This is a genomic window from Janthinobacterium aestuarii, from assembly GCF_046113285.1.
Taxonomy (GTDB): Bacteria; Pseudomonadota; Gammaproteobacteria; order Burkholderiales; family Burkholderiaceae_D; genus Janthinobacterium.
This window is the reverse complement of the sequence record NZ_CP142524.1, coordinates 1,070,513-1,095,546: the sequence shown is the minus strand read 5'-3', so window position 1 is coordinate 1,095,546 and position 25,034 is coordinate 1,070,513. Positions and strand designations below refer to the sequence as shown.

Annotated in this window: 24 protein-coding genes and 1 tRNA gene; 8 read left to right on the top strand and 17 right to left on the bottom strand. The window is 60.5% G+C overall.

Translation table 11 applies throughout. The annotated features are described in order from the left end of the window. Positions 1 to 131: 131 nt before the first annotated feature. From OX462_RS04950 to OX462_RS04935, 4 genes are all read left to right on the top strand, one after another. The gene (locus tag OX462_RS04950) at positions 132 to 851 is read left to right on the top strand and encodes a Crp/Fnr family transcriptional regulator (protein WP_035828139.1); all 720 of its coding nucleotides are present in this window, start codon (positions 132 to 134) and stop codon (positions 849 to 851) included. Between the two features lie 180 nt (positions 852 to 1,031). Then, entirely contained in the window at positions 1,032 to 1,694 is a 663-nt protein-coding gene (locus tag OX462_RS04945; RefSeq protein WP_175444717.1) for a hypothetical protein, read from the top strand. A gap of 288 nt (positions 1,695 to 1,982) precedes the next feature. Further along, positions 1,983 to 2,474, top strand: a complete 492-nt coding sequence (locus OX462_RS04940; RefSeq protein ID WP_070287796.1) for a DUF4265 domain-containing protein — start codon at positions 1,983 to 1,985, stop codon at positions 2,472 to 2,474. Positions 2,475 to 2,599: 125 nt separating this feature from the next. Continuing rightward, positions 2,600 to 3,367: a BPSL0067 family protein gene (locus OX462_RS04935; protein ID WP_409027912.1), complete on the top strand. Its 768-nt coding sequence runs from the start codon at positions 2,600 to 2,602 to the stop codon at positions 3,365 to 3,367. Positions 3,368 to 3,487: 120 nt separating this feature from the next. On the opposite strand, the gene OX462_RS04930 is transcribed toward OX462_RS04935, so the two are convergent. Continuing rightward, positions 3,488 to 4,213, bottom strand: a complete 726-nt coding sequence (locus tag OX462_RS04930; protein WP_409027911.1) for a pyridoxine 5'-phosphate synthase — start codon at positions 4,211 to 4,213, stop codon at positions 3,488 to 3,490. Between the two features lie 129 nt (positions 4,214 to 4,342). Here OX462_RS04930 and OX462_RS04925 point away from each other — a divergent pair, with 129 nt between their 5' ends. Then, a complete protein-coding gene (locus OX462_RS04925) occupies positions 4,343 to 5,056 on the top strand; it encodes a YjjG family noncanonical pyrimidine nucleotidase (protein WP_070224350.1) in 714 nt (237 codons plus the stop codon). 108 nt (positions 5,057 to 5,164) lie between these two features. On the opposite strand, the gene OX462_RS04920 is transcribed toward OX462_RS04925, so the two are convergent. From OX462_RS04920 to ybiB, 10 genes are all read right to left on the bottom strand, one after another. After that, a complete protein-coding gene (locus OX462_RS04920) occupies positions 5,165 to 5,500 on the bottom strand; it encodes an FKBP-type peptidyl-prolyl cis-trans isomerase (protein WP_409027910.1) in 336 nt (111 codons plus the stop codon). A 256-nt stretch (positions 5,501 to 5,756) separates the two neighbouring features. Next, positions 5,757 to 6,437 (bottom strand): MAE_28990/MAE_18760 family HEPN-like nuclease, encoded by a 681-nt coding sequence (locus tag OX462_RS04915; protein ID WP_409027909.1) that lies wholly within the window; start codon positions 6,435 to 6,437, stop codon positions 5,757 to 5,759. Then, a complete protein-coding gene (locus tag OX462_RS04910) occupies positions 6,434 to 7,537 on the bottom strand; it encodes a GmrSD restriction endonuclease domain-containing protein (protein ID WP_409027908.1) in 1,104 nt (367 codons plus the stop codon). Before OX462_RS04910 ends, OX462_RS04915 begins: the two co-directional genes overlap by 4 nt. 547 nt (positions 7,538 to 8,084) lie before the next feature. Next, positions 8,085 to 8,163, bottom strand: a tRNA-Ile gene (locus OX462_RS04905). A gap of 109 nt (positions 8,164 to 8,272) precedes the next feature. Further along, entirely contained in the window at positions 8,273 to 10,513 is a 2,241-nt protein-coding gene (gene rpoD, locus OX462_RS04900; protein WP_070287785.1) for an RNA polymerase sigma factor RpoD, read from the bottom strand. A gap of 464 nt (positions 10,514 to 10,977) precedes the next feature. Continuing rightward, a complete protein-coding gene (dnaG, locus tag OX462_RS04895) occupies positions 10,978 to 12,774 on the bottom strand; it encodes a DNA primase (RefSeq protein WP_409027907.1) in 1,797 nt (598 codons plus the stop codon). Positions 12,775 to 12,903: 129 nt separating this feature from the next. After that, positions 12,904 to 13,356: a GatB/YqeY domain-containing protein gene (locus OX462_RS04890; RefSeq protein ID WP_070287781.1), complete on the bottom strand. Its 453-nt coding sequence runs from the start codon at positions 13,354 to 13,356 to the stop codon at positions 12,904 to 12,906. A gap of 196 nt (positions 13,357 to 13,552) precedes the next feature. Further along, positions 13,553 to 13,765 carry a 30S ribosomal protein S21 gene (rpsU, locus tag OX462_RS04885; protein ID WP_008451879.1) on the bottom strand — a complete coding sequence of 71 codons (213 nt, stop codon included), beginning with the start codon at positions 13,763 to 13,765 and terminating at the stop codon, positions 13,553 to 13,555. A 182-nt stretch (positions 13,766 to 13,947) separates the two neighbouring features. Beyond that, positions 13,948 to 15,162 carry a BaiN/RdsA family NAD(P)/FAD-dependent oxidoreductase gene (locus OX462_RS04880; RefSeq protein ID WP_409027906.1) on the bottom strand — a complete coding sequence of 405 codons (1,215 nt, stop codon included), beginning with the start codon at positions 15,160 to 15,162 and terminating at the stop codon, positions 13,948 to 13,950. Positions 15,163 to 15,218: 56 nt separating this feature from the next. After that, positions 15,219 to 16,211, bottom strand: a complete 993-nt coding sequence (gene ybiB / locus OX462_RS04875; protein ID WP_409027905.1) for a DNA-binding protein YbiB — start codon at positions 16,209 to 16,211, stop codon at positions 15,219 to 15,221. Positions 16,212 to 16,370: 159 nt separating this feature from the next. Between ybiB and OX462_RS04870 the strand changes: the two genes are divergently transcribed. Together OX462_RS04870 and OX462_RS04865 are read left to right on the top strand one after the other, a co-directional pair. Beyond that, the gene (locus OX462_RS04870; protein ID WP_139143760.1) at positions 16,371 to 17,048 is read left to right on the top strand and encodes a hypothetical protein; all 678 of its coding nucleotides are present in this window, start codon (positions 16,371 to 16,373) and stop codon (positions 17,046 to 17,048) included. 150 nt (positions 17,049 to 17,198) lie between these two features. Beyond that, positions 17,199 to 18,260: a 3-deoxy-7-phosphoheptulonate synthase gene (locus OX462_RS04865; RefSeq protein ID WP_070287774.1), complete on the top strand. Its 1,062-nt coding sequence runs from the start codon at positions 17,199 to 17,201 to the stop codon at positions 18,258 to 18,260. Between the two features lie 150 nt (positions 18,261 to 18,410). Here the strand turns inward: OX462_RS04865 and OX462_RS04860 are convergent, their stop codons facing one another. After that, positions 18,411 to 18,818, bottom strand: a complete 408-nt coding sequence (locus OX462_RS04860) for a nitrite reductase (NAD(P)H) small subunit (protein WP_162995774.1) — start codon at positions 18,816 to 18,818, stop codon at positions 18,411 to 18,413. A gap of 210 nt (positions 18,819 to 19,028) precedes the next feature. Between OX462_RS04860 and tsaD the strand changes: the two genes are divergently transcribed. After that, complete coding sequence (gene tsaD, locus OX462_RS04855) at positions 19,029 to 20,069, top strand: tRNA (adenosine(37)-N6)-threonylcarbamoyltransferase complex transferase subunit TsaD (protein WP_409027904.1); 1,041 nt, start codon at positions 19,029 to 19,031, stop codon at positions 20,067 to 20,069. Here tsaD and eutC read toward each other — a convergent pair whose 3' ends face one another. The 5 genes from eutC to OX462_RS04830 form a co-directional block, all read right to left on the bottom strand. Next, positions 20,070 to 20,843: an ethanolamine ammonia-lyase subunit EutC gene (gene eutC, locus OX462_RS04850; protein WP_409027903.1), complete on the bottom strand. Its 774-nt coding sequence runs from the start codon at positions 20,841 to 20,843 to the stop codon at positions 20,070 to 20,072. It abuts the gene before it with no gap. 9 nt (positions 20,844 to 20,852) lie between these two features. Beyond that, positions 20,853 to 22,241: an ethanolamine ammonia-lyase subunit EutB gene (locus tag OX462_RS04845; protein ID WP_409027902.1), complete on the bottom strand. Its 1,389-nt coding sequence runs from the start codon at positions 22,239 to 22,241 to the stop codon at positions 20,853 to 20,855. Between the two features lie 86 nt (positions 22,242 to 22,327). Continuing rightward, entirely contained in the window at positions 22,328 to 23,791 is a 1,464-nt protein-coding gene (locus tag OX462_RS04840) for a TIGR01777 family oxidoreductase (RefSeq protein ID WP_409027901.1), read from the bottom strand. After that, positions 23,788 to 24,432, bottom strand: coding sequence for a DUF4166 domain-containing protein (locus tag OX462_RS04835; RefSeq protein WP_409027900.1), 645 nt, complete (start codon positions 24,430 to 24,432; stop codon positions 23,788 to 23,790). The genes OX462_RS04840 and OX462_RS04835 overlap by 4 nt, the downstream gene beginning before the upstream one ends. Further along, on the bottom strand, positions 24,429 to 24,983 hold the full coding sequence (locus OX462_RS04830) for a GbsR/MarR family transcriptional regulator (protein WP_409027899.1): 555 nt from the start codon (positions 24,981 to 24,983) through the stop codon (positions 24,429 to 24,431). The genes OX462_RS04835 and OX462_RS04830 overlap by 4 nt, the downstream gene beginning before the upstream one ends. Between the last annotated feature and the right edge of the window lie 51 nt (positions 24,984 to 25,034).

Sequence of the window (25,034 nt, the reverse complement as noted above, 5' to 3'; positions counted from 1 at the left end):
GAAAAGCAGCGCCATCCAACAAAATCAGAAGACGAGGCCCTACCATGTACAAAGCTTATAGCAACCTGACACCAGCAACGAATAGCCACGCAGCCGCCCAGCACAACTGGCAAGCCGCTCCGGCCACACCCATGATCAGCATCACGGGCGCCCAACAGAACGAATTGCTGCGCGCCTTGTCGCGCGCCGATCTGGAGCGCCTGTTTTGCCAGCTGGAATTGGTCGCTTTGCCTGCCGGCAAGCACCTGTTCGATTGCGGCGGCAAGATTGAATACACGTATTTCCCCACCAACGCCATCGTTTCCCTGCTGTATGTGATGGAAGACGGCGCCACCACCGAGATCGCCGTCATCGGCCGCGAAGGCGTGGCTGGCGTGGTGCTGTACGAAGCCGAGCGCGCCACCTGCACCGCCATCGTACAGACGGCAGGCTACGGCTACCGCCTGAAAACCGCCTTCCTGCGCGAAGTGTTCAACGAAGGCGGCGCGCTGGCGCAATTGCTGATGCGCTACACCAGCGCCATGTTTGCGCAAATGGCGCAGAATGTGGTGGGCGGGCGTCATTGCAGCATCGAACAAAAACTGTGCCGCTGGCTGCTGGACCGCCTCGACCGTTCCCTGTCGAACGAACTGAAGGTCACGCAAGACACCATGGCCAACATGCTGGGGGTGCGCCGCGAAAGCGTCACCGTCACGGCGCGCAAGCTGCAGGACGAAGGCCTGATCCAGTACCGTCGCGGCACGGTCGAAGTGCTCGACCGCGAAGGCCTGGAAGCGGCCGCCGGCAATTGCTATAAAGCCGCACGCGCCGGTTTCGAACAATTCCGCAGCGGCATCAGCGCACACAATTAAGCCACGTCGCAAGCTGATGCGGCAGGAAAGCAACACCTTTGTAGCACCATTTGCCACTTCGTCTTGCTTGGCAACAATCCAGCCTCTATTATTCTCGTTGAAATTACCCAATTGAAACTTTGGTTTCAATTGGGTAATTTATCGCGTACATAATTAGATCAACGACTGGAGTCAGTAAGCATGAAACAGCAATACCTGATCGCCGCCCTGCTGGCAGGCATGTTCTGCGCAAGCCAAGCCCAGGCAGAAATCGCCATCGCCGCCGACCTGGGTACGACTGGCGTCGGCGCCCACCTGAGCGTGCCGCTGCAATCGAATCTGAATGCCCGTTTTGGCGTCGGCTTCCTGAATTACTCCTACGACTCCAGCACCGAAGACGTCGACTACAAGCTGAAACTCAAGCTGCGCACCTTCGACGCCTTGCTCGACTACTTCCCCATGGACGGCGCGTTCCGCGTGAGCGCCGGCGTCGTGTACAACGGCAATAAAATCGATGCCAAAGGCAAGCCGAACAAAAGCGGCAGCTACACATTGAACGGCAACACTTATACGGCGGCCAGCGCTGGCCAGCTGGACGGTACCATCGATTTCCGCAAGGTCGCACCCTACATCGGCATCGGCTGGGGCAACCCGGTGAAAGAGGCCGGCTGGAGCATTTCCAGCGACATCGGCGTATTGTTCCAGGGTTCGCCGAAAACCTCGCTGCACAATACCGGCTGCGACCCGCTGGTCTGTGCCGCCCTGAAAACGGACGTTGCCGCTGAAAACGAAAAACTGTCCGACAAGGTCAAGGATTTCAAGGCGTATCCAGTGCTGCGCATCAGTGCCAGCTACCGCTTCTAAGCTGAGGCCAACCCGCCTGGCATGATATCGAGGCACGCTGCGGCGTGCCTTTTGCATATTCCGTGTTCTTGAAACGCCGCAGGCCAAGCATTGCGACAAGGGCGCATAACTGGCACTTCGAACCGCACAGGCCACATAAACAACCACCTGCCGGCACGGCATTCCCGATTGCGTTTCCCCGTCTGCACCGTTGCATACCCCGCCAGCAAACACCTAGCCGGTACAATATTGCCATATACCCCTACCTGGCGTCCTGCGGCGCATTGCGCCGGCACTATGAAAGAATAAATGGAAGACATCAATTGCGAAGGCTTGCCGCACATCCGCGTATTGGCAGGCGAAAACACCAGCGGTCCCGTGTATGAAACCCTGCCCGCGCGCCAGATCGACGAACACGTCTACGAACTGCTGGCCTCGCCCGGCCTGACCCTGAACCTGGCGCGCGGCGACATCGTCAACATCGCCAACCCGCTCGCCCCCGCCGAAGTCTTAAAGCGCGGCGGCAACTTCTGCATCCAGATCTACGCCGACGATGTGCCGCAAGCAGCAGTGGACCAGCTCGAGCGCGACGTGCAAAGCCAGCTGGGCGGCACCCTGGATGGCCAGTACAAGGGCAACCTCACCTTCAGCGTGCCGGGACACCACGGCATCTACAATGTCAACGGTCCCTTCGACGCCTTCCGAGAAGCAACGGGCGTGGAATGGTACTTCGCCAATATCTACGTCAACCTCGATGACGACGATGATGAAACCTTGCTCAACTGGTGGGTGGATATGTAAGGTTGTCCGTGCACCAGGCGGGGCCATGACACATGTCAATGTTCTGTATTGCTCTGGCACACATCAAGCTGCTTGCCCGCGCCTTGCATACGCTCCCCCTGTCGTCAGCCACAGAGAGCAACGCTATGCCCTACATTGCGCGTGCCGATTATGCGAAGCAAAAAGAGTTCGTGGGAAATGGCGAGTGCGTTACCCTGGTCAGGCACCTCACCGGCGCCCGTGCCTCATCGCTTTGGCGCGAAGGAGACAAGGTGCCGGATCTGCTGGAACAAGGCGGTATCGCGAAAGGTACAGTGATTGCCACCTTCGTCAACGGCCGCTATCAGAATCTGCGGCAGGGCAATCATGCGGCGCTGTTCATCCGCCAGGTGCCTGGCGGCATAGCAATTTTCGACCAGTGGCGTAACCACAAGCCCAGCCGCCCGCGTGATCTACTTCGGCCGTTCGGCGGCGGGGGCATCGAATCGTCCCGAACTCTATTCGGTAGTGGAATGAAGCCGCTCGCACTGGCGACATTGGTCATCGCTGCCGCGGCGATGCGGCCAGTTGCCGCAGCCCCCATTGCGTCCGTTTCTTGCCCGCAAGCGCCTCCCTCAAGCTGGAACCTGCCGGCCAGCAAACTCGATGGCGTACGCGTGCTGTCCTATCCGGCGGATCAGCCGCCAGCAGCTGGCGAAGCGTTGCCTATCCTGGCCCCGGACAAGGAATGGACACGCAACGGCACCTTGCATCAACGCTGGGACATCAATTTTGATGCACCTGAGTATCTGTTTCAGGTGGACTGCCTGTATGCCGGTACCGAACGCTACCTGCGCATGGCTTTGCCAGGCGTCAAACAGTGCGTTGCAGCCATTACACAGCAAACGAAAATAGTCAGTTTTCAGTGCAAATAGTGCGCTCAATACCACTCCTCAAGCCACTCCCCGCAGTTGCGTCAAACATGCAAAAATCCATTCAGAAATGACTGGTAAGCAAGGTCAGCAAGCGGCAAGCGCGTTCGATGTGCGGCAGCCCTACGATTGACATATCTCAAGGTAGCGTCCCAGCACCTTGTCCATGCCCTGCTCGATGCATTCGACCACCAGCGCGTGGCCGATCGACACTTCCAGGATGCCGGGAATGTCCAGGAAGCGCGCCAGGTTGTGCAAATCGAGGTCGTGCCCCGCATTCACGCCCAGCCCCAGCGCCTGCGCCCGCCGCGCCGCCTGCCGATACGTGTCAAACACGGCCTCGGCCTGCCCGCCGCCATAACTCTCGGCAAACCGTTCCGTGTACAGCTCGACCCGCGCCGCGCCCACCTCGCGCGCCCATTCCAGCGCCGGATAGTCGGCATCGACGAACAGGCTGACGCGGATGCCCAGGTCATTCAATTCCGCAATGACGGGACGCAACAGCGCCGCATGCCGTTCGATGTCCCAGCCGTGATCGGACGTCAGCTGGCCCGGCATATCGGGCACCAAGGTGCATTGCGCCGGGCGCGCGTCTTTCACGACCTGCAGAAATTCCGCCGCCGGATAGCCCTCCACGTTGAGTTCGCGTCCCCGTTCCGCGCACAAGCGCTGCAACGGGGCAACATCATCGTAGCGCGCATGGCGCTGGTCCGGGCGCGGGTGCAGGGTAATGCCGGCGGCGCCCAGGTCGAGAAAGCGCGCGGAAAACGCGAGCAGGTCCGGGAAATTGCGGCCGCGCGAATTGCGCAGCAGGGCGATTTTATTGACGTTGACGGAGAGCTGGGTCATGGGAGGCAATGAAGTGAAAGTGACGGGTCTGGCAGCGATTGTAGCGGATCGCCCGCACAGGGCACGGCCAACCGAACTCAGCGCTACGTGCTACGATGCAAGACAAGTTCCACGCTTTCAATACTTACCATGACCTACCAGCTATTCCTGTTTGACCTCGACGATACCCTGCTCGACTTCCGGGCGTCCGAAAAACGCTCGTTTCTGCACACCATGCACGAACTGGGTTTGCGTGACGGCATCGACGGACTGTTTTCCCAGTACCAGGCGATCAACGTCGACCTGTGGAAACGTTTCGAGACGGGTGAGGTGAGCAAGGATTTCCTGAAGGTGGAGCGCTTCCGCAAGACGTTCGCACTGAACGGCATCGCCATCGACCCGGAACTGGCCAGCCGCCTGTATCTGGAATCGCTGCCGGACACGGTCGTGCTCATCGATGGTGCAAAACAGGTGTGCGAAACGCTGTCGCGCATCGGCGAAGTGGGCATCATCACCAACGGCGTCGACGCCATCCAGAACCGCCGCATCGCCGCATCCGGCCTGGGCGACTACATTTCCTTCGTCGCCACCTCCGAAGCGTGCGGCCACGCCAAGCCGGACGTGCGCTTCTTCGACTACGCGGCCAACATGGCGCGCGCGTTCAGCAAGGAAACGACCATCATCATCGGCGACCGCCTGGACGCCGACATCCTGGGCGCCAACCGCTACGGCATAGCCAGCTGCTGGTTCAACCCGGACGGCATGGCCAACACCTCGGCCGCCATCCCCACCTGTGAAGTGGCCAGCCTGCACGACGTCGTGCCAGCGCTGGAGATGATGCAGGTCAACTTGAAACAGGCTTGATCTTCCACAAGCGCACCGCCTGGATATGCGGGCAGCGGCACGAAAACACGCCGCTGTTCGCGTAGAGTGTAGGCAAGCGCCCTGCCCACCTGATTGCGCGTCAAGCGATCAATCGCGCGTCAGCACTTCCAGCAATTCGATCTCGAAGATCAAATTGGAGTTCGGCGGTATCAAACCCACCTGCCGCTCGCCATACGCCAGCGCCGCCGGCACCCACAGCTTGCGCGTGCCGCCAACCTGCATGCCGTGCAAACCCAGAATCCAACCCTGGATGACCTTGTTATTGCTCAACACACAGCGAAAAGGCTCGCCCCGCTTGTGCGACGAATCAAACTCCGTGCCATCGTCCAGCCAGCCCCGGTAATGGGCCGTGACCAGCGCGCCACGCGCCGCCGCCTTGCCGTTGCCCACCACGATATCGTCAATCTTCACTTCAGCCGTCATCTCGTTTCATCCTCGATAAATCGCAATGCCGCGATTGTACGACAGCACGAAAAAAGCCCCGGCAGTCACCTGTCGGGGCTTGTTCTATTGCTGCAAATTCTGGTGGGCCTCACGTGAGTCGAACACGGCACCAATGGATTATGAGACACATGCTCGACCTTGCTCTCAAATTCGTCAGTAAATTAATGCATCATACACAACAATACAAACCACATAGAAGTATTGTGTCTCTGTGATTTTTCGACTCAGTGATTCATTACTTCGGAGTTCCAGGCAAAATTTCTCTTACATTCCAATCTAGCCGATATCTTTTAATGGCGGCTGCATTCTCAACTTCAGTCTTGAACGTTTCGAGAAGCTCCATTACATTATGTAGTAAATCCGCAAGATCGATCTCATCTCTGTCCGTACGCCCTGTATGAGCGATCTCGTTGCGTACCTTTAAAAGCGCAACATCAATGGTACGTTGTTTCAGCTCAAAAGAAGACCATCGATCATCGAGTCCGACGCACATCAAAATATTGCGAAAAACTTTCGTAGATAAATTACTCTCTGTGTCAATTAGTTGAATATTTGGCAAAGAATATCGATGCTCATTTGAGTTTAAAACATAGTCCACAGCTTGCAGATATGGCAAAAGGCTTTTAGATGGAGCAGCCGTCTTTATTGCAGCAATCGATGCTAACGCTAGAAAACACGGCTGCAAATCTTTGCGCAAACACTTTTGTTTCTCAACAAACAAAAGGTAACACTGTGACATATCTTTTATACCACCCTCCCAATGTGCATAAGTAAGAAGCAATGCTCCTTTCACCAATGGAATTAGCGGTTTTTTATTATCTTTGAAAAACGAACTTAGATTTTGAAGTTCATGTTTTCGCCAGCTGATTGACTCAGCTAATCGCTGGCTAAGCTCATCAAGTGTACGAATTTTCACTGAAAATGACTCCGGCCAAGGGGTATAGTTTGCCCCAAACGGCGCGATGAACTTAGACCGATACTTTTAACAATTAATTCTTTCTCCCAAAGTTGCTTGATTCTTTCTTCTAACCAAACATCCCCCTTCGCAACCACGTTATCCAAGTTTTTGGCGACGCCCATAGCAATTACCTCGAAAGCCGCAAGTAAGAATGGCCCAACATGCGCACCTTTGGCAATATTTAGACGCCTGAATGATCCTTCGTCAAAAATATTAAACAACAAGTCGAATGTTTTTCGAAATTTATCTGCAATTTCTTTTCTGTCCAAGTTAGGATTTGATGCCATCTCCAGAATTTTATCATTCAAATATGTTTCCAAATCAGGGATTGCTTTAGCTTCCTCGACCGATGTATCTTGCAAAATCAGAAATCTTACAAGTAACTCTATTCGATATTGCTCCGCCTCTGCTCTTTCAGTAAGAGGAATTGAATTAACAAATGATGGATGGTCAACCAAATCACTCAACCATTCGAAGAAAGAAGCATCCTTCATCAATATTAAACAATTTCTTACTTCTGCCGACGTTGCTTGACTTCCACCAGTATTCAACCTATCAAACAATTCGTACTTACTCAACTCTGCACTTTTCGGCATTATTATCTTAACGTCAATACGAGCTTTTCGAAATTTCAATTTCAATGCATCTGGAAGAACTTTTAAGTTATCTGGCGTTTCTTTCCATATCATACCTTTCAACGATGGCATGTATTTTGTTTCAGTCAAAGTTAACGGGTCAATTAAATCCCCGCTCTTATTTTTTAATTCCCCTACGAACTGTAGGATAGTGGAAACACGTTGCAATCCATCAATCAGTTCCCAGTGCCCCGATGTTCTTTGATAAACAAATATCGGCGGGACCGGCAATCCCAACAAAAACGACTCAATCAGCCGCGACTTCTGAAAGTCTGTCCAACGAAAAAAACGCTGAAATGCAGGGTTAACTTCAATTTCACCTCCGACATAAGAAGAAATCAGCTCCCCAATAGACATTGAATAGGAGTCAGTAGACATTGCCTGCTCTGCAGCCAAAAGTTCGCTATCTAATGAATTAGTCATTTATTATTTCCCTTTAATAAGAATTGCGTAAAAATTTCTACTAGATTTTTTATTCACGCTAAATTAATTTCCAAGCATCAACAATGCCAATTTTGACACGCATTAAGCTAGATGACCAGGTGAAAAATTAGCATGCTGGCAAACAATCCCCAGCCCCTCATAGCCAGCGAGTTGTCATTGTGTGGCAGGGTCAGATCCGCCATTCAGACACAAGCCCAACCATAGCCGCATTGAACAACGATAATGACCTGTAGCGTACTTAATTGCAAATAATAACATCTGGCAGGGTCACGTCCGCAATTCATACACAAGCACAACCATAACCGTATTGAAAAACGGTGATGACCTGCGGCGTACTCAATTGCAAATACAAAATTGAACGGCAGGCAAAGTACGCAACGCCTCTTATGTACTCCGTACCGAAATAAAGATGAAATTAGTGAAAAAGCCAGCTAGTCTGTCCGAATAGCAAACCTTGCGGTGATTGTCGCGCATAAAAAAAGCCCCAGCAGTTACCCGCCGGGGCTAATTCTATTGCTACAAATTCTGGTGGGCCTCCCGTGAGTCGAACACGGCACCAACGGATTATGAGTCCGCTGCTCTAACCAAGCATGAGCTAGAGGCCCGGGGACTGCGGCTTGGCGGCGCTGTTGAAAACCCGCCTCGCGCGGCCGTTTTGGAAACGGACACGCGAGGATAGGGGTATCAGGGGCGTACGTCAAGCCCTATTGGCTTCTAGTTGCCTTCCAAGAAGCTTTTCAGCTTGTCGGAGCGCGATGGGTGGCGCAGCTTGCGCAGCGCCTTGGCTTCGATCTGGCGGATGCGCTCGCGCGTCACGTCAAATTGCTTGCCCACTTCTTCCAGGGTGTGGTCGGTGGACATTTCGATGCCGAAACGCATGCGCAGCACTTTGGCTTCGCGTGGCGTCAGGGAATCGAGCACGTCCTTGACCACGCCCCGCATGGAGGCGTGCAGCGCTGCGTCGGCCGGGGCCAGGGTGTTGTTGTCCTCGATGAAGTCGCCCAGGTGCGAATCGTCGTCGTCGCCGATCGGTGTTTCCATCGAAATCGGTTCCTTGGCGATTTTCATGATCTTGCGGATCTTGTCCTCGGGCATCTCCATCTTGATCGCCAGGGTGGCCGGATCGGGCTCCGCGCCCGTTTCCTGCAGGATCTGGCGCGAGATACGATTCATCTTGTTAATCGTCTCGATCATGTGCACGGGAATGCGGATCGTGCGCGCCTGGTCGGCGATCGAGCGCGTGATGGCCTGACGGATCCACCAGGTCGCATACGTCGAGAACTTGTAGCCGCGGCGGTACTCGAACTTGTCGACGGCCTTCATCAGGCCGATATTGCCTTCCTGGATCAAATCGAGGAATTGCAGGCCCCGGTTCGTGTATTTCTTGGCGATCGAAATGACCAGGCGTAAGTTGGCCTCCGTCATTTCGCGCTTGGCCTTGCGCGCCTTCATTTCACCGGCCGCCATCTGACGGTTGATGTTGCGCAAGTCCGGCAGCGGCAAGACGACGCGCGCCTGCAGGTCGATCAGGCGCTGCTGCAGTTCCTTGACGGTCGGAATGTTGCGGCCCAGGATGGCGCTGTACGCGTGTCCTGCGTTGACTTCGCCATCGACCCAGTCGAGGTTGGTTTCATTGCCCGGGAAGACCTTGATGAAGTGGGCGCGCGGCATGCCGCAGCGGTTCACGGCCACGTCGAGGATCTGTTTCTCGATATGGCGCACCTCATCCACCTGGCCGCGCAGGGTGTCGCACAGCTTTTCCACGACCTTGGCCGTGAAGCGGATGCCCAGCAACTCTTGCGAAATGGCTTCCTGCGCCTTAGCGTAGGGCTTGGAGTTGTAGCCTTCTTTTTCGAAGGCGCGGCGCATCTTGTCGAACTGCTGCGAAATGACGGCAAATTTTTCCAGCGCCGTGCGTTTCAGGGTTTCCAGCTGCTCAGCCGAGAAGCCGGCGGCGCCCGAAGCGCTCGCTTCTTCCTCTTCTTCCTCTTCCTCTTCTTCCGCTTCGCCTTCTTCCTCGTCTTCTTCGACGGGAGCGGACACGACAGGAGCGGCGGCGACCGGTTCGTTCTCATCGACGAGGCCGTCGACGATTTCGTCGATCTTGATCTCTTCGTTGGCGATGCGGTCGGCGGCGGCGATGATCTCGGCGATCGTCACGGGACAGGCGGAAATGGCCTGGATCATGTCCTTCAAGCCATCTTCGATGCGCTTGGCAATCTCGATCTCGCCTTCGCGCGTCAGCAACTCGACCGAGCCCATCTCGCGCATGTACATGCGCACGGGGTCGGTGGTGCGGCCGAAATCGGAATCAACGGTCGACAATGCGGCCTCGGCCGCCGCTTCCGCCTCGTCATCGCTGGTGACGACGGCAACGTTATCGGACAACAACAAGGTTTCCGCATCGGGCGCGTGTTCGTAGACGGCGATGCCCATGTCATTGAAGGTACCAATGATGCCTTCGATGGCTTCCGGATCGACAATGTTTTCGGGCAAGTGATCGTTGATTTCCGCATACGTGAGGAAACCGCGTTCCTTGCCGAACTTGATCAGGGTCTTGAGTTTCTGGCGCCGGCGCTCGAGTTCTTCCTCGCTCGCTTCCGTGTCGGACGAGAACGCATCCTTCAGCAGCGCGCGCTCTTTCGCCTTGCGGTCCTTGGCCTTGGCCTTGTCGACGGCCTTCAGTTCGGCCCGCTCGACGGCGTTCAGGGCGGCGACTTCATCATTTTCTGGCTGGAATTCTTTGGGCTTGCGGCCGCGGCGGCCTGGCACTTTTACCGACGGCAAGACATAACCGGACGTATCGATGGCCGCCAGGGTAGCGGCGTCGGTGGTCTGGCTGACCACGGGCGCGCTGGTCACGCGCGCTTCTGGCCGGTCGAGCGCCTTTTCGGCTTTCGTGGTAACTTTAGTGGGCTTTGCAGCCGCTTTGGATTCGGGTTTCTTGATTGGCACAGGCGCTTTCGATTACACAACGACTTGCTTTACGGTGGATTAGGATAAAGTTTGCTGCCAGTTCCCTGTCTACCTGCGGGAACCACCATCTTCGAACCTGCCGACTACGCAAATTCGACACTGTTACGTTACTTACACCTCATCGGCCACGATCCGCGGGAAGCGCAGCAATTCCTGTCCACCGGCTGTTGCCAGCCGCCTCGGCAAAAATTCCTGCATCGACCGCGTTGGGAGCGAGAGCCTGGCGCGGCTTGCCAGCGTCTGCGAGCCTTGCCCGCAACGCCGAAAGCGCCAGTTGGCCCTGGCTGCCGACACGATCCACCGCGCCGATCAAGAGCCTAACTTACTGAAAACAAATACTATTTACGAAACAGAACTAGCTTGCCAAAGCACACAATACTTAGCATTTAATTATAGCACGCGAAAAATGTTTTTCCAGTGCGCGACATACCCTCAGGGCAAGGTTAGCGATTCACCAACTCGGCATCGCGCTCGCGTTCCAGCTCGCCTTGCTCCTGCATGATTTCGCGGTAGCGTACACCAATTTTCTCCGATGGCAAACCCGACGCAAACAATTGCTGCAATTCCGCCTTCAAGGCATTCAGTTTGATCTCGCGGATGGTGCTCACCAGCCACGACAATTCACTGTCGTAATCGGATTCCGTGCCGGCCGCGATCTCGCCGATGATCTCGTCGTATTCGCTGCCCAGCTCCTTCAACTGCTGCGCCAGCGCGGCAAAACTGCCGTGCTCGCCCAGCGCCTGGCCCACAGCCACCAGTTGCCCCAGGCTGTGCGCCGCATCCGGGCCCAGGTGCTGGAAGGCGGTCAGGGCCGCCTCGTCGATGCGCAGGGTCAAGGGCGGATGCGCCACCAGCATGCGCATGATCTTCAATTCCAGGCCCACGGGCACGGGACGGCCCGATTTCGGCGGCGCGCGGTGCGCCACGGCAACGGGTTTGGCCAGCTCGAACAGGGCTTCGATCTCGGCCGGTGTGGACTGCGTCAACTGCGCCAGGCCGCGCACGATCTGCAGGCGCAGGGACGACGGCGCCATCAGCTGCAGCAGGGGCTTGGCGTCGAACTGCACGCGGGCGCGCCCTTCCGGTTCCGACAAATCATGCTCGCCCGACACTTCTTTCAGCAAGAATTGCGACAGCGGCATCGCTTCATGCACTTGCTGCTCAAAACCTTCGGCGCCGAATTCGCGGATATAGCTGTCCGGATCGTGTTCCGACGGCAAGAACAGGAATTTGATCGTCTTGTTATCCGACACGTGGGCCAAACTCGCTTCCAGCGCGCGGCGCGCCGCGCGGCGGCCGGCCTTGTCGCCATCGAAGCTGAAAATCACGTTATCGGTCTGGCGCAGCAGTTTCTGCACGTGGGTGGGCGTGCACGCCGTGCCCAGGGTGGCCACCGCTTGCGGGAAACCCATCTGCGCCAGCGCCACCACGTCCATATACCCTTCCGTCACCAGCACGTAGCCGGCGTCGCGGATGGCCTGGCGCGCCTCGAACAGCCCATATAGTTCGAAACCCTTGGAAAACAAGGGGGTTTCCGGGGAATTCAGGTATTTCGGCTCGCCATGGTCGAGCACGCGGCCGCCAAAGGCGATGACCTGGCCCTTGGTATTGCGAATCGGAAACATGATGCGTTCGCGGAAACGGTCGTAGCGCTTGCGGTTGTTGCCTACTTCATCAACCTTGTCGATCACGAGACCGGCCTCGGCCAGGGCTACCACGTCGTAGTCGGGGAAGACGGAACGCAGGTTATCCCAGCCGCCCGGTGCGAAACCCATGCCGAAGCGAGCGGCCACTTCGCCCGTCAACCCCCGGTTTTTGAGGTAGGCGATGGCTTCCGGCGCGTGGCGCAATTGCCCGCGGTAATAATCGCAGGCCTGCGTCATGGCGTCGGACAGGGCCAGGCTTTGCGCCTGGATCTGCGCGCGCTGGGCAGGCGGGATCTTGTCGTCCGCTTCCGGCACGACCATGCCCACGTTTTGCGCCAGGTCCTTGACGGCATCGACAAAGCCCATGCCCGAGTACTCGATCAGGAAGCCGATCGAGGTGCCATGCGCTCCGCAGCCGAAGCAGTGATAGAACTGCTTGGTGGGGCTGACGGTAAAGCTGGGCGATTTTTCACTGTGGAACGGGCACAAGCCCATGAAATTGGCGCCGCCTTTTTTCAGTTGCACATAGCGGCCCACGACATCGACGATATCGACGCGGTTGAGCAAATCGGAAATGAAGGATTGAGGTATCACTGGCGAGGGCGGGTCTTGTTATAGGTCAGACTATACTACCGCACGTGGCCGGAGGTTGAGCCAGGTCAACGTGTGGGCTGTTAACAGGCTGCCAGCGCGACGGCTGGCAGCCTTTGCTACTATTGTTGCTTACGCGGCTGGCGTCAAGGCTTTCTTGACCAGGGCGGAGACCACGGTCATGTCGGCGCGGCCGGCCAGCTTCGGCTTGACGATGGCCATGACCTTGCCCATGTCTTGCGGACCGGCGGCGCCCGAGGCGGCCACGGCGGCAGCCACTTCGGCCGCCACTTCTTCATCCGACAGGCCGGCAGGCATGTAGCCGATCAGGTGCACCAGCTCGGCTTTTTCGATGTCGGCCAGGTCGGCGCGGCCACCGGCTTCGAACTGGGTGATCGAATCCTTGCGCTGCTTGATCATCTTTTCCACGATGGCCGTCACGTGGGCATCCGTCAACTCGATGCGCTCGTCGACTTCCTTGCGCTTGATTTCCGCCAGCAACAGGCGAATCGTGCCCAGCTTGCCCGCTTCCTTGGCGCGCATGGCGTTTTTCATGTCTTCGGTAATTTGTTCTTTCAAGCTCATGGCAATCCTCGTTGGTCAGTATGGGAACGGTGCTCGTGCGCGGCCAGAAACAAGTACGGGCCACAAAAGCGAAAACCCGCTGCGGCGAACCGGAGCGGGTATGCGACTCATCTGAAGTATCACTCCAGGCGAATCAAAACAAAACCCGTGGCGAACAATGCGCCGAACTACCCGGGTTGGTTCTGACTGAACAGTCTTAGAATAATTTTTTCGGCAGTTGTTGGCTGCGGATGCGTTTGTAATGACGCTTGACAGCAGCTGCCAGCTTGCGCTTGCGCTCAGCTGTTGGCTTTTCGTAGAATTCGCGTGCGCGCAATTCGGTCAGCAGACCCGTTTTTTCGATGGTGCGTTTGAAGCGACGCATTGCGACTTCGAACGGCTCGTTTTCTTTAAGGCGAATAGTGGTCATGTAAAATTCAAACCGTTGAGGTGGTGTATAGGAAGAGATAGATAGTAGCAGCTTTTATTGCGAAAGGGAAGCCCCTCCCCACTTGCGTGCGGCATGCGGCCTGCAGTCACTGGCGGAATGTGGCGTAAACCACGCACCGGGGGCGGCGCACCGGGCGCCAGAACCCCATCCTACAGACTTGCTTACTGCAAGGCAATACCTGCCGCCACGCCGGAAGCCCAGGCCCACTGGAAGTTGTAGCCGCCCAGCCAGCCCGTCACGTCGACCGATTCGCCGATGAAATACAGGCCCGGCACCTTATTGGCCATCATGGTCTGCTGCGACAGCTCGCGCGTGTCGATGCCGCCGCGCGTCACTTCCGCCTTGCGGTAGCCTTCGGAGCCGTTGGGCACGATGGACCAGGCATTGATGGCCTGGCCCAGCTTGCGCAGCTGCGCGTCGGGCATGTCGGCGATGCGCGCATCCGGCGCCAGGCCATTGACGGCCAGCAAACAGTCCGCCAGGCGCTGCGGCAGCCATTGCGCGACGATATTGCCCAGCTGCTTCTTCAGGGTGCCCTTGCCTTCGATCAAGGTCTGCGCGACGTCCACTTCCGGCAGCAGGTTGATGACGATGGGTTCGCCCGGCAGCCAGTAGCTGGAAATCTGCAAAATCGCCGGACCGGACAGACCGCGATGGGTGAACAGCAAATCTTCGCGAAAACGCGCGCCCGTGGCCTTGCGGCCTTTCAGGCTGCCCGTTTCCACATCGACTTCCAGCGCGATGCCGGACAATTCCGCGAACGGCGCCCAACTGGCCGGGTCGAACGTCAGCGGCACCAGGGCCGGACGCGGCTCGACCATCGCCAGGTCGAATTGCTTGGCGATGCGGTAGGCAAAGTCGGTGGCGCCGATCTTCGGGATCGACAGGCCGCCCGTGGCGATGACGATGCTGGCCGTCTCGATGTCGCCGCTGTCCGTCTGCAGCACGAAGCCGCCGTCCGCTTGCTGGACAACATTGTCGATCTTGCATGGCATGCGCCAGTGCACGCCGCCGGCGGCGCACTCGTCCTTGAGCATGTCGATGATCTGCTCGGCCGATTCATTGCAGAATTGCTGGCCCTTGTGCTTTTCGTGGTATCCGATCCGGTATTTTTTCACCAGCGCGAGGAAATCCTGCGGCGTGTAGCGCGACAGCGCGCTCTTGCAGAAATGCGGATTTTCCGAAAGGAAATTTTGCGGGGTGGCGTTGATATTAGTGAAATTACAACGTCCACCACCCGAGATGCGGATCTTTTCGGCCAGCTTGGCCGCGTGATCGATCAACACCACGCGCTTGCCTTGCTGGGCGGCAACAGCCGCACACATCATGCCGGCCGCGCCCGCGCCGATCACTGCCACATCAAATTGTTTTGCCATAAGAATTCCGGTCACCGCTGATTACAAAGACGCCATTGTAAACTGCGGCGGCGCGGCTAGCGCGGCCGTGCCGCAATCTGCCGCGATGTCGTCAAGCATTGCTCCACCTGTTCGGCGATTGACGGCGGCACGGGCACCTCGCCGCGCAGCACGGCCGCGATCCAGGCCGCCGTGGTGGCCGCATCGCGCTCGGCCGGCAAATGCGGCAACTCTTCGACCAGCAACTGCTTTTCCACCAGCACCGTGCGCTCGCCGTCGTGGAACCAGTCGATCTGCTGCGCCTTGTTGGCGTTGGCCACCGTTTCGCCTTCCGTGCCGCGCATCAGGAAGGCGTCGCCGCGCGCGGGATCGCAGGCAGTCAGGAAATATTCACCGAGCATTTCCAGGTATTCGGGATGCGTGTACGACACCAGGCGCAGGGCGGGAACGGCGAACGGCTGCATGATTTTCACGAGGGTATGCGTGGAATTGCGCACGCCCAGCACGCGCCGCAGCGACAGCATGTGCGCCAGGCGCGGCGCCAGCGCCTCGATCGGCAGGAAGGCCGCTTCGCCGCGCGCCATGGCGGCCTCGGCTTGCGCATGGTCGAGCGAGGCGGGCACGCCCAGCGCGGCCAGCACCTCGGCCGTCGTGATGCGGCCCGGGTCGCTGGTCACGCCATGCACGAGCACGGGTGCGCCCGCGCGCGCCAGCAGCAGCGCCAGCAAGGCCGTCAGGTTCGCCATCTTGCGCGCGCCGTTGTAGCTGGGAATGATGATGGGCGCGAACTCGCCGGCCGGCGCGGCCAGCGGGACGAACGAGGCTTCGGCAGCGTCGAGGAAGCCGGCGATCTCGTCCACGGACTCGCCCTTGATGCGCATCGACAACAAAATGCCGCCCAGTTCCAGGTCCGACACGCGGCCCTCGAGCATGGCGCGGTACAGGGCGCGAGCATCGTCGCGCGTCATGCTGCGCGCGCCGTTCTTGCCGCGTCCTATTTCTTTGATGAAACGTGCTGCAGGGAATGGCTCGCCGGCCACATCGGTATGGGGGATGGAAACAGTCGTCATGGCGCCAGCTTACACGGATTTTTCCCCGTGCAGACGGGCTGAAGGATGCCATAGGCGCCGATGCAACAGTCTTTCCAGCTATTTTTTTGATGAATGTGCTTCGCGCCTGCATCCAAACGCGCCGCCGCTGCGTATAAGACTGCACAGGGGGAACTCATCATGGAACACGCGATCAAACAGGAAACGGCCTTCGTCGGCATCGAAACGGGCAAACTGCTGCTGAAAGCCGTGCTGCGCTCGGGCGGCGATGTGCTGTGCAAGGTGCTGGAAAACGACATGGCCGGCTACCGCTGGCTGCGCAGCTGGCTGCAAAGGAACGACGTGCCCGTCATGGGCTTGCGCGTCTGCATGCGCCTCGACGCCCCGTACAGCGAGACGCCAGCACGCATGCTGGCCGACATGGGCATGCTGGTCTGCGATGCCCAGCCCGCGCAGCTGGCAGACTATCTGCGCGGCCAAGGCTTGCCCGAGGACGCGGCGCACGGCGCCGTGGTGCTGGCCAATTACTGCGAGGACAAACGCCCCGCTGGCTGGACGCCGCCCTCGCCCGCCTACGTGGAACTGCGCTTGTGGCTGCGCCGCCTGCACGCCATCGCAGGCGTGCGCAAGCAGGAGTCGGCGCGCCTCGACGCCCATCTGCAGGCTGGCCAGCATGCGCTGCACGCCCTGTTGTGCCAGCAAATCGCTTGTCTGGACGCACAGATACGCCAGCATGAAACGGCCATCCTCGCGCACGTGCGGCGCCATCCCGGCCTGCCCCGGCCGCCCGAGCTGCCCGGCAACTACCAGCGCATCGCCCGCTACAGCGTTGGCGCCAGCGTGACCGGCGGCCATTGAGCGTCCGGGAGCATGGGGCCGGCGGCGTGCCGGCCCTGCCATAAAAACAACTCATGCATTCCCGTTTTGGCCCCATCCCCGCCGCCAGGCCGCATTTCCGCTACACTATTGCCTCTTAAAGAACGCAATAGCGAAAGCCGAGCCAGAATCATGAATACGCCAGACATCGAAAATATCAACGTCACCTCTTTCGCGCCCATGCCGACACCGGCCGAACTGCACGCCAAGCTGCCCCTGTCGGAAAGCGCCTTCGACACCGTCAGCCGCGGCCGCGAAGCGCTGCGCAACATCATCGACCGCAAGGACCAGCGCCTGTTCGTCGTCGTCGGTCCGTGCTCGATCCACGACCCCGTCGCCGGCCTCGATTACGCGCGCCGCCTGAAAGCGCTGCAAGAGGAAGTCAAGGACACGATGCTGCTGGTGATGCGCGTGTATTTCGAAAAACCGCGTACCACCACGGGCTGGAAGGGCTATATCAACGACCCGTACATGGACGATTCGTTCAAGGTCAACGAAGGCATGGAAAAGGCGCGCCAATTCCTGCTCGACGTGTGCGAACTGGGCCTGCCCACCGCCACCGAAGCGCTGGACCCGATCTCGCCGCAATACCTGGGCGACTTGATCGCCTGGACGGCCATCGGCGCGCGCACGACGGAATCGCAGACGCACCGCGAAATGTCATCGGGCCTGTCGACGCCGGTCGGCTTCAAGAACGGCACCGATGGCGACATCAGCATCGCGGTGAACGCGATCCTGTCGTCGGCGCACCCGCACTCCTTCCTGGGCATTAACGCCGAAGGCAACGTCGCCATCGTGCGCACGCGCGGCAACGCGTACGGCCACGTGGTGCTGCGCGGCGGCGACGGCCGCCCGAACTACGATTCCGTCTCGATCGCCATCGCCGAACAGGCGCTGGCCAAGGCCAAGCTGCCGGCCAACCTGGTGGTCGACTGCTCGCACGCGAACAGCTATAAAAAGCCGGAGCTGCAGCCGCTGGTGATGGGCGACGTTGTCAACCAGATCCGCCAGGGCAACCGCTCGCTGGTGGGCGTGATGATCGAATCGAACATCGTCGGCGGCAACCAGAAGATCCCGCAAGACCTGTCGCAACTGACCTACGGCTGCTCCGTCACGGACGGCTGCATCGACTGGGACACGACGGCCACCATGCTGCGCGATGCGCATGCGCATTTGGTCAATCGCCCAAAATAATGCCGGCGATGTTGTCGGATTACGGCGCTTTGCGCCTAATCCGACCTACGAATTGAGCCGCGTAGGTCGGCTTAGCGCGTAGCGCGTAAGCCGACACATCACTGCAGACAAAGAACGGCGCCCTGTGCGCCGTTTTTGCTTTTCCCTTCATCACGCCATCTGCACATGCGGCAGCACGGCGAACGATCCCGCCAGCGCCTGCTCCGCCTTGCTGGCCGGGATATTGAGTTCATTGATGTCCAGGTAGATGCGCCCGTCCAGGATGCGCACTGCGTACAGGCGCGCCATGCCCTGCACGGGCGCCACCAGGCGGCCCGAATCGAGCTCGATGATCCAGCTGTTCTTCGGACCCATCAGGTTTTTCTCCATCAGCACCCCATGCGCCAGCGGGCCGCCCAGGCACGGCACTGTGTCGAGCAGCGCGTAGACCGTATCGTCCACCGCGCGAAACAGCGCCACGCCGGGCAAATCCTGCCACGCCAGCCCCCGCTGCACCATGCGCGCGCCCGCCAGCGGCATGTCCTTCAGGCGGCAAATCATTTTCCATTGTTCCGGCATCGCAAGCTCCCTTGAAAAAGGCACACGCCTGTCTAAGCAAGAGCGGTGCCAATGCCGTTCCAGGCGCAAAGCAGCCAAAATCCCGGGCAAAACCGGCCCGCGCCGCACTGCGCAAGTGCACACTGCCGCCGAAATGGTGCGCCGGCCGCACGGTGGACTGCGCGGCTTTCCTTTACAATGGCGGATTACTCCTCCCTATTCAGTACCTTCATGATTGTTCTTGGCGTCGAATCCTCCTGTGACGAAACCGGCCTGGCCTTGTACGACACGCAACGCGGCCTGCTGTCGCACGCCCTCTATTCGCAAGTCGCCATGCACGAGCAGTATGGCGGCGTGGTGCCGGAACTGGCGTCGCGCGACCATATCCGCCGCGCCATCCCGCTGCTCGAAGAGACCCTGACGAAGGCCGGCATCACCCTGTCCGAAATCGACGCCATCGCCTACACGCAAGGCCCGGGGCTGGCCGGCGCGCTGCTGGTGGGATCGTCCGTCGCCTGCAGCCTGGGCCTGGCCATCAACAAGCCGGTGCTGGGCATCCACCACCTGGAAGGCCATTTGCTGTCGCCGCTGCTCGCGTCCGAGCCGCCGGAATTCCCCTTCATCGCCCTGCTGGTGTCGGGCGGCCACACGCAGCTGATGCGCGTCGATGGCGTGGGTCAGTACACGATGCTGGGCGAAACCCTCGATGATGCGGCCGGCGAGGCGTTCGACAAGTCGGCCAAGCTGCTGGGACTCGGTTACCCGGGCGGTCCCGCCATTTCACGCCTGGCCGAATTCGGCGACCCGCTGGCGTATAAACTGCCGCGCCCCATGCTGCATTCGAAGGATTTCAACTTCAGCTTTTCCGGCCTGAAGACGGCCGTGCTGACGGTGGTGAAAAACCATGAAGAAAAAGTCATCGCCAATATCTGCGAGCAGGACAAGGCGAACATCGCACGGGGCTTCGTCGACGCCATCGTCGACGTGCTGACGGCCAAGTGCGTATCGGCCCTCAAGCACACGGGCTTGAAGCGCCTGGTGATCGCCGGCGGCGTGGGCGCCAACGCGCAGCTGCGCGCCTCGCTCAATGCGGCCGCCGCCAAGAAGCGTTTTAAAGTGTATTACCCGGAGCTGGAATTCTGTACGGACAACGGCGCCATGATCGCCTTTGCCGGCGCCATGCGCCTGCAGATCAACCCCGACGCCGCCAAGCACGATTACTCGTTCAACGTGCGCCCGCGCTGGCCGCTCGACGAAATCCGCGAAGTCTGATCACGCCAGCAGGAAATTGCGCGCGCCCGCCAGGGCCGCGCCCTCTTCCACCGTCTCATCCTTCAAGTCCACGCCCGACAACTGCCGGCTGAACGCCTGCGACAGCAGGTAGTGCAGCCGGTACGCGGCTGGCGCATACGCCAGCCCCTCGGGGCGCACGTTCGAGATGCAGTTGCGGCGCTCGTCCAGCAAGCCTGCCTTGGGCGCCCACGTCAGGTACAGGCCCAGGCTGTCCGGGGAACTCAAGCCCGGCCGCTCGCCGATCAGCACCAGCACGGCCCGCGCTTTGATCAATTCGCCCACCTCGTCGCCGACGGCCACCCGCCCTTGCGCCACAATGTGCAGTGGCGACAACGTCCATGCTTCCAGCGCCAGCCGTGCGCACAAAGCGGCCAGGAACGGCGCCGCGTGGCGCTGCACGGCCAGCGCCGACAGGCCATCGGCCGCCACCAGCGCCAGATCCACGCCCTTGGCGCCACCATCCAGCCGCGCGCGTGAAGCATCGTCGAGCCGGCGCCCCAGGTCGGGGCGTTGCAGATAGTCGGCGCGCGTGGCGGCGGCGCTGTGCAGCTGCACGCAGGCTTGCCCCTGCGCGGCCAAGTCGCGCGCCAGGGCTTCGCCATCGAGCGCCAGGTGCACGGCGTCGCGCGCCTGCGCGTGGGCCAGCTGGAACGCCAGCTGCGCCCTGGTCGGCACGCTCACGCCGCGGCGTCCCAGCGCGATGCGCGCCGCCGTATGCGCGCGCAGCGTTTGCCACGGGGTTTTCTCGTCCATGTATGCTCCCTAATCGTCCAGGCGCAGCAGGGCCGCCTGGAAGGCCGGCGCCAGCGCCGTGTTCAGATTTCCCTGCGCATTCGTGATCTGCATGCGCGCCAGCCAGGCCGCGAATTCGGGCGCGGGACGCAGGCCCAGCACGCGACGCGCATACAGGGCGTCGTGGAACGAGGTGCTCTGGTAGCCGAGCATGATGTCATCCGCGCCCGGCACGCCCATGATGAAATTGCAGCCGGCCACGCCCAGCATGGTCAGCAAGGCATCCATGTCGTCCTGGTCCGCTTCCGCGTGGTTGGTGTAGCACACGTCGCAGCCCATGGGCAGCCCAAGCAGCTTGGCGCAGAAATGGTCTTCCAGCCCCGCGCGCATGATCTGCTTGCCGTCGTACAGGTATTCGGGGCCGATGAAGCCCACCACGGAATTGACCAGCAGCGGCTGATACGCGCGCGCCACCGCATACGCGCGCGCCTCGCACGTCTGCTGGTCCATGCCGTGGTGGGCGCCGGCCGACAGGGCGCTGCCCTGCCCCGTCTCGAAATACATGACGTTGCTGCCCACCCTGCCGCGCCCCAGCGACAGGGCCGCCGCCTGTCCCTCGGCCAGCAGGGCCAGGTCGATGCCGAAGCTGCGGTTGGCCGCCTGCGTGCCCGCCACCGACTGGAACACCAGGTCGACGGGTGCGCCGCGGCGTATCGCCTCGAGCGTATTGGTGATGTGCGTGAGCACGCAGGACTGCGTGGGAATCTGATATTGAGCTATGACGGCGTCGAGCAGCTGCAGCAGCGAGACCACCTGCGCCACATTGTCGGTGGCGGGATTGATGCCGATCACGGCGTCGCCGCTGCCCAGCATCAAGCCATCGAGCATCGATGCGGCAATCCCCGTGGCGTCATCCGTCGGGTGGTTCGGCTGCAGCCGCGCGGACAGACGCCCTTCCAGGCCCAGGGTATTGCGGAAAGCCGTGACGACACGGCACTTGCGGGCCACCAGCACCAGGTCCTGCAGGCGCATGATTTTCGAGACGGCGGCCGCCATTTCCGGCGTGATGCCGGCGGCCACTTGCGACAGCACCTGCGTATCCGTCGCGTCATCGAGCAGCCAGTCGCGAAAGTCGCCCACGCACAGGTGGGCAATCGGCGCAAAGGCGGCGCGCGCGTGGGTGTCGATGATCAGGCGCGTGACTTCATCGTCCTCATACGGCACCAGCGCTTCATTGAGGAAGGCCGACAGCGGCACCTCGGCCAGCGCCAGCTGCGCCGCCACCCGCTCGCGCGCGCTGGCGGCCGCCACGCCGGCCAGCACGTCGCCCGAACGGGGCGGCGTGGCCTTGGCCAGCAGCTTCTTCAGGCTGGCAAACTGGTAAACATGGCTGTCTATCGTATGGCTGAAACGGGGCATGGACTTCTCCTGTGGGGTCAGACCCGCCGGGTCTGAGCCCGGAGCATGCCTATTCTACGCCCGGAGCAACGCGATACCACCCCACGTCACAAACTGCGCAGCGCCCCTTCCAGCTGCGGATAGCGGAAGACAAAGCCGTCGGCTAATAGCCGGCGCGGGGCGACCCGCTGGCCTTCCACCAGCAAGTCTGCCTGCTCGCCCAGCAAGGCGCGCATGACGAAGGCCGGCGTGGGCACGACGCTGGGGCGGTGCAGCACGGTGCCCGCCACCTGGGCAAAGCGGCGCTGCTCGATCGCTTCCGGCGCGCAGAAGTTATACGCGCCGCTCACCGCGCCCTGTTCGCTGCGGCGCGCCAGATGGGCGATGGCGCGGATGACGTCGCGCACGTGCACCCACGTGACCCACTGCTTGCCGCTGCCCAGCGGGCCCCCCACGCCGAAACGGACCGGCAGCAGCATCTGCGGCAGCGAACCCTGGTGGCCGAAGACGAGACCGAAGCGCATGCAGCCCACCTGCACGCCATGTTGCTCCGCCTGGCGCGCCGCCGCTTCCCATTCCTGGCACAGCTGCGACATGAAGATGGCTTGCGGCGCGCTGTCCTCCGTCAATTCCGTGGCGTCGCCCTGCGGCTGCACGCCGTAGTAGCCGATGGCCGACGCCGACAGCAGTACCCTCGGCTTGTGCTGGGCGCGGGCGATCCACGCCACCAGGTCCTGCGTCAGCGCCACGCGGCTGCGGCGCAGGGCCGCCTTGCGCGCATCCGTCCAGCGCTTGCCGACGATGCGCGCGCCGGCCAGGTTGACCACCATGTCGATGCGCCGTGCATCCGCCAGCTCGTCGAACGACCGGATGCAGCGCACCTGGCCGTTAAACGTCCACGCGGCCTGTTTCGGCTGGCGCGTCAGCACCGTCACCGCATGGCCGTCGGCCAGCAAGGCGCTGACCAGCTGCTGGCCGATGAAACCCGTGGCGCCCGTCACCAGCACGGACTGCGGCGCGGCGGCAAAATGCAGGTGCTCCTCCTGCTCCTGCTTCTCCTGCACCTTGCGCCGGCCCAGCTGCCACACGGCGTACGCGTCGCGCAGGCCGGACAGGCCCACGCCCGCGCCGCACAGGGCGAGGAAGACGCTGAGCCAGCCATATGGCTGCCATACGAGGGCCGTCGGCAAGGTCGCCCAGTCGCTGCTGTTCAGGGCCAGCAGGGCGATGAAGGCGCCCGCGTTGATCGCCAGCACCGTGTGCGTGACCCGCTCCGTGGCGGGCAAGAGGCGGGTCTGGTCTTCGACGACGAAATCCCACAGGGTCAGCACGATTTCCACGCCAAACACGATGACCAGCACCCAGGCCCAGGCGCCATGCCACTCCCAGGCGGCCAGGCCCACGAACAGCAGGCTGTAGATCAGCGCGCGCGTGGCATGGATGGTCAGCTCCAGGCGTGCCGACGCCTTTTGCGGCAGCGCTTCCGTGATTTCATGGTGATAGATGGTGTCGAAGGCGCCCAGGCAGCCTTGCGCCGCCATCAGTTGCAGGGCCAGCAAATGCGTATTCATGGTGTCTCCTTGTGAATTTCCGGCGCGGCGGATTCGCGGAACACGCCGACCTGGGTGAATGTGGTGCCAAACAGGGCGTGGCGGATCTCGATGCGGATGTTGAACTGCTGCGGCGTATCGTTGCGGTGGCACAGATAGGTCTTGCCGGGCGTGAGCACGCCGGGCAGCGGCAGGCGCCAGCCGAAAAGATCCCAAAAATAGCCGTCGCTGGTGAAATGCAGATTGCCATCTTCCACGTGCAGCACCAGCTTCATGCCCAGCCCCATGCCCACGTATTCGAGCACTTCGCCTTTTGCGCTTTCGGCCATGTAGGACGTGAAGCGGATCGGCGCGCGGCCATGCAGGCGGTAGGTGCGCTGCTTGAAGATGAAGGGGCAGCCGGGGCGCGAATACACTTCGATATCGACGGGGAAGTCGTGATCGTCATGCGGGATCAGGGCGCCGTCGATGAAGGGGCGCGTGAGCCAGCCCAGCACCTTGCCCAGGCGCGAGCTCGTGAGCTCACTGAGCTCGCCCCGGTAATACAGGGGCTGGCCCGGCGCGGGATTTTTCTCGAAGCGGCGGCGGATGTCCGGGTGCAGGGCGAGCCATCGCTCGCCCATGACCTTCTTGAACAGCTCTCCTTCGGAGGGGCCGCTCATGCTTTTCCCGGCTTGCCCGGCTTGTCGTCCGGGCTGAGGAACTTGGCCACCTTGCCGCCCATCGACAGCATGCGCTGCAGGGTCGCCGGCGGCAGGTTTTTATAGTCGCTGTAGGTGGAGCTGAGCATTTCCAGGAAGGCCAGCACTTCGCCCATGCGCGCCAGCGTTTCCGGCGGTATCGCCGCATCGTGCTCGCCCTCGATTGCGCATTCGCGCAGCACCGTCAGGGTGGGGTCGATCTCGCGCCGCTTGCGCTCTTCCATGATGACGCGGAAGATTTCCCACACATCCTGCAGGGCGAGGAAATGGTCGCGCCGGTCCCCCATCACGTGCGTGATGCGCACCAGGCCCCAGCTTTGCAATTCCTTCAGGCTGTTGCTGACGTTGGACCTGGCCACGTTCAGGCTGGCCGCGATGTCTTCCGCCGTCAGCGGTTCATTGGCCAGGAACAGCAGCGCGTGGATCTGCGCCACCGTGCGGTTGACGCCCCAGCGGGTGCCCATTTCACCCCAGTGCAGAATATACTTTTGCGTGGTCGGACTCAATTCCATGGTTTTCTCTTATTTCTGTCGTTACAGAAATGTAAGACGAAACAGAATCCC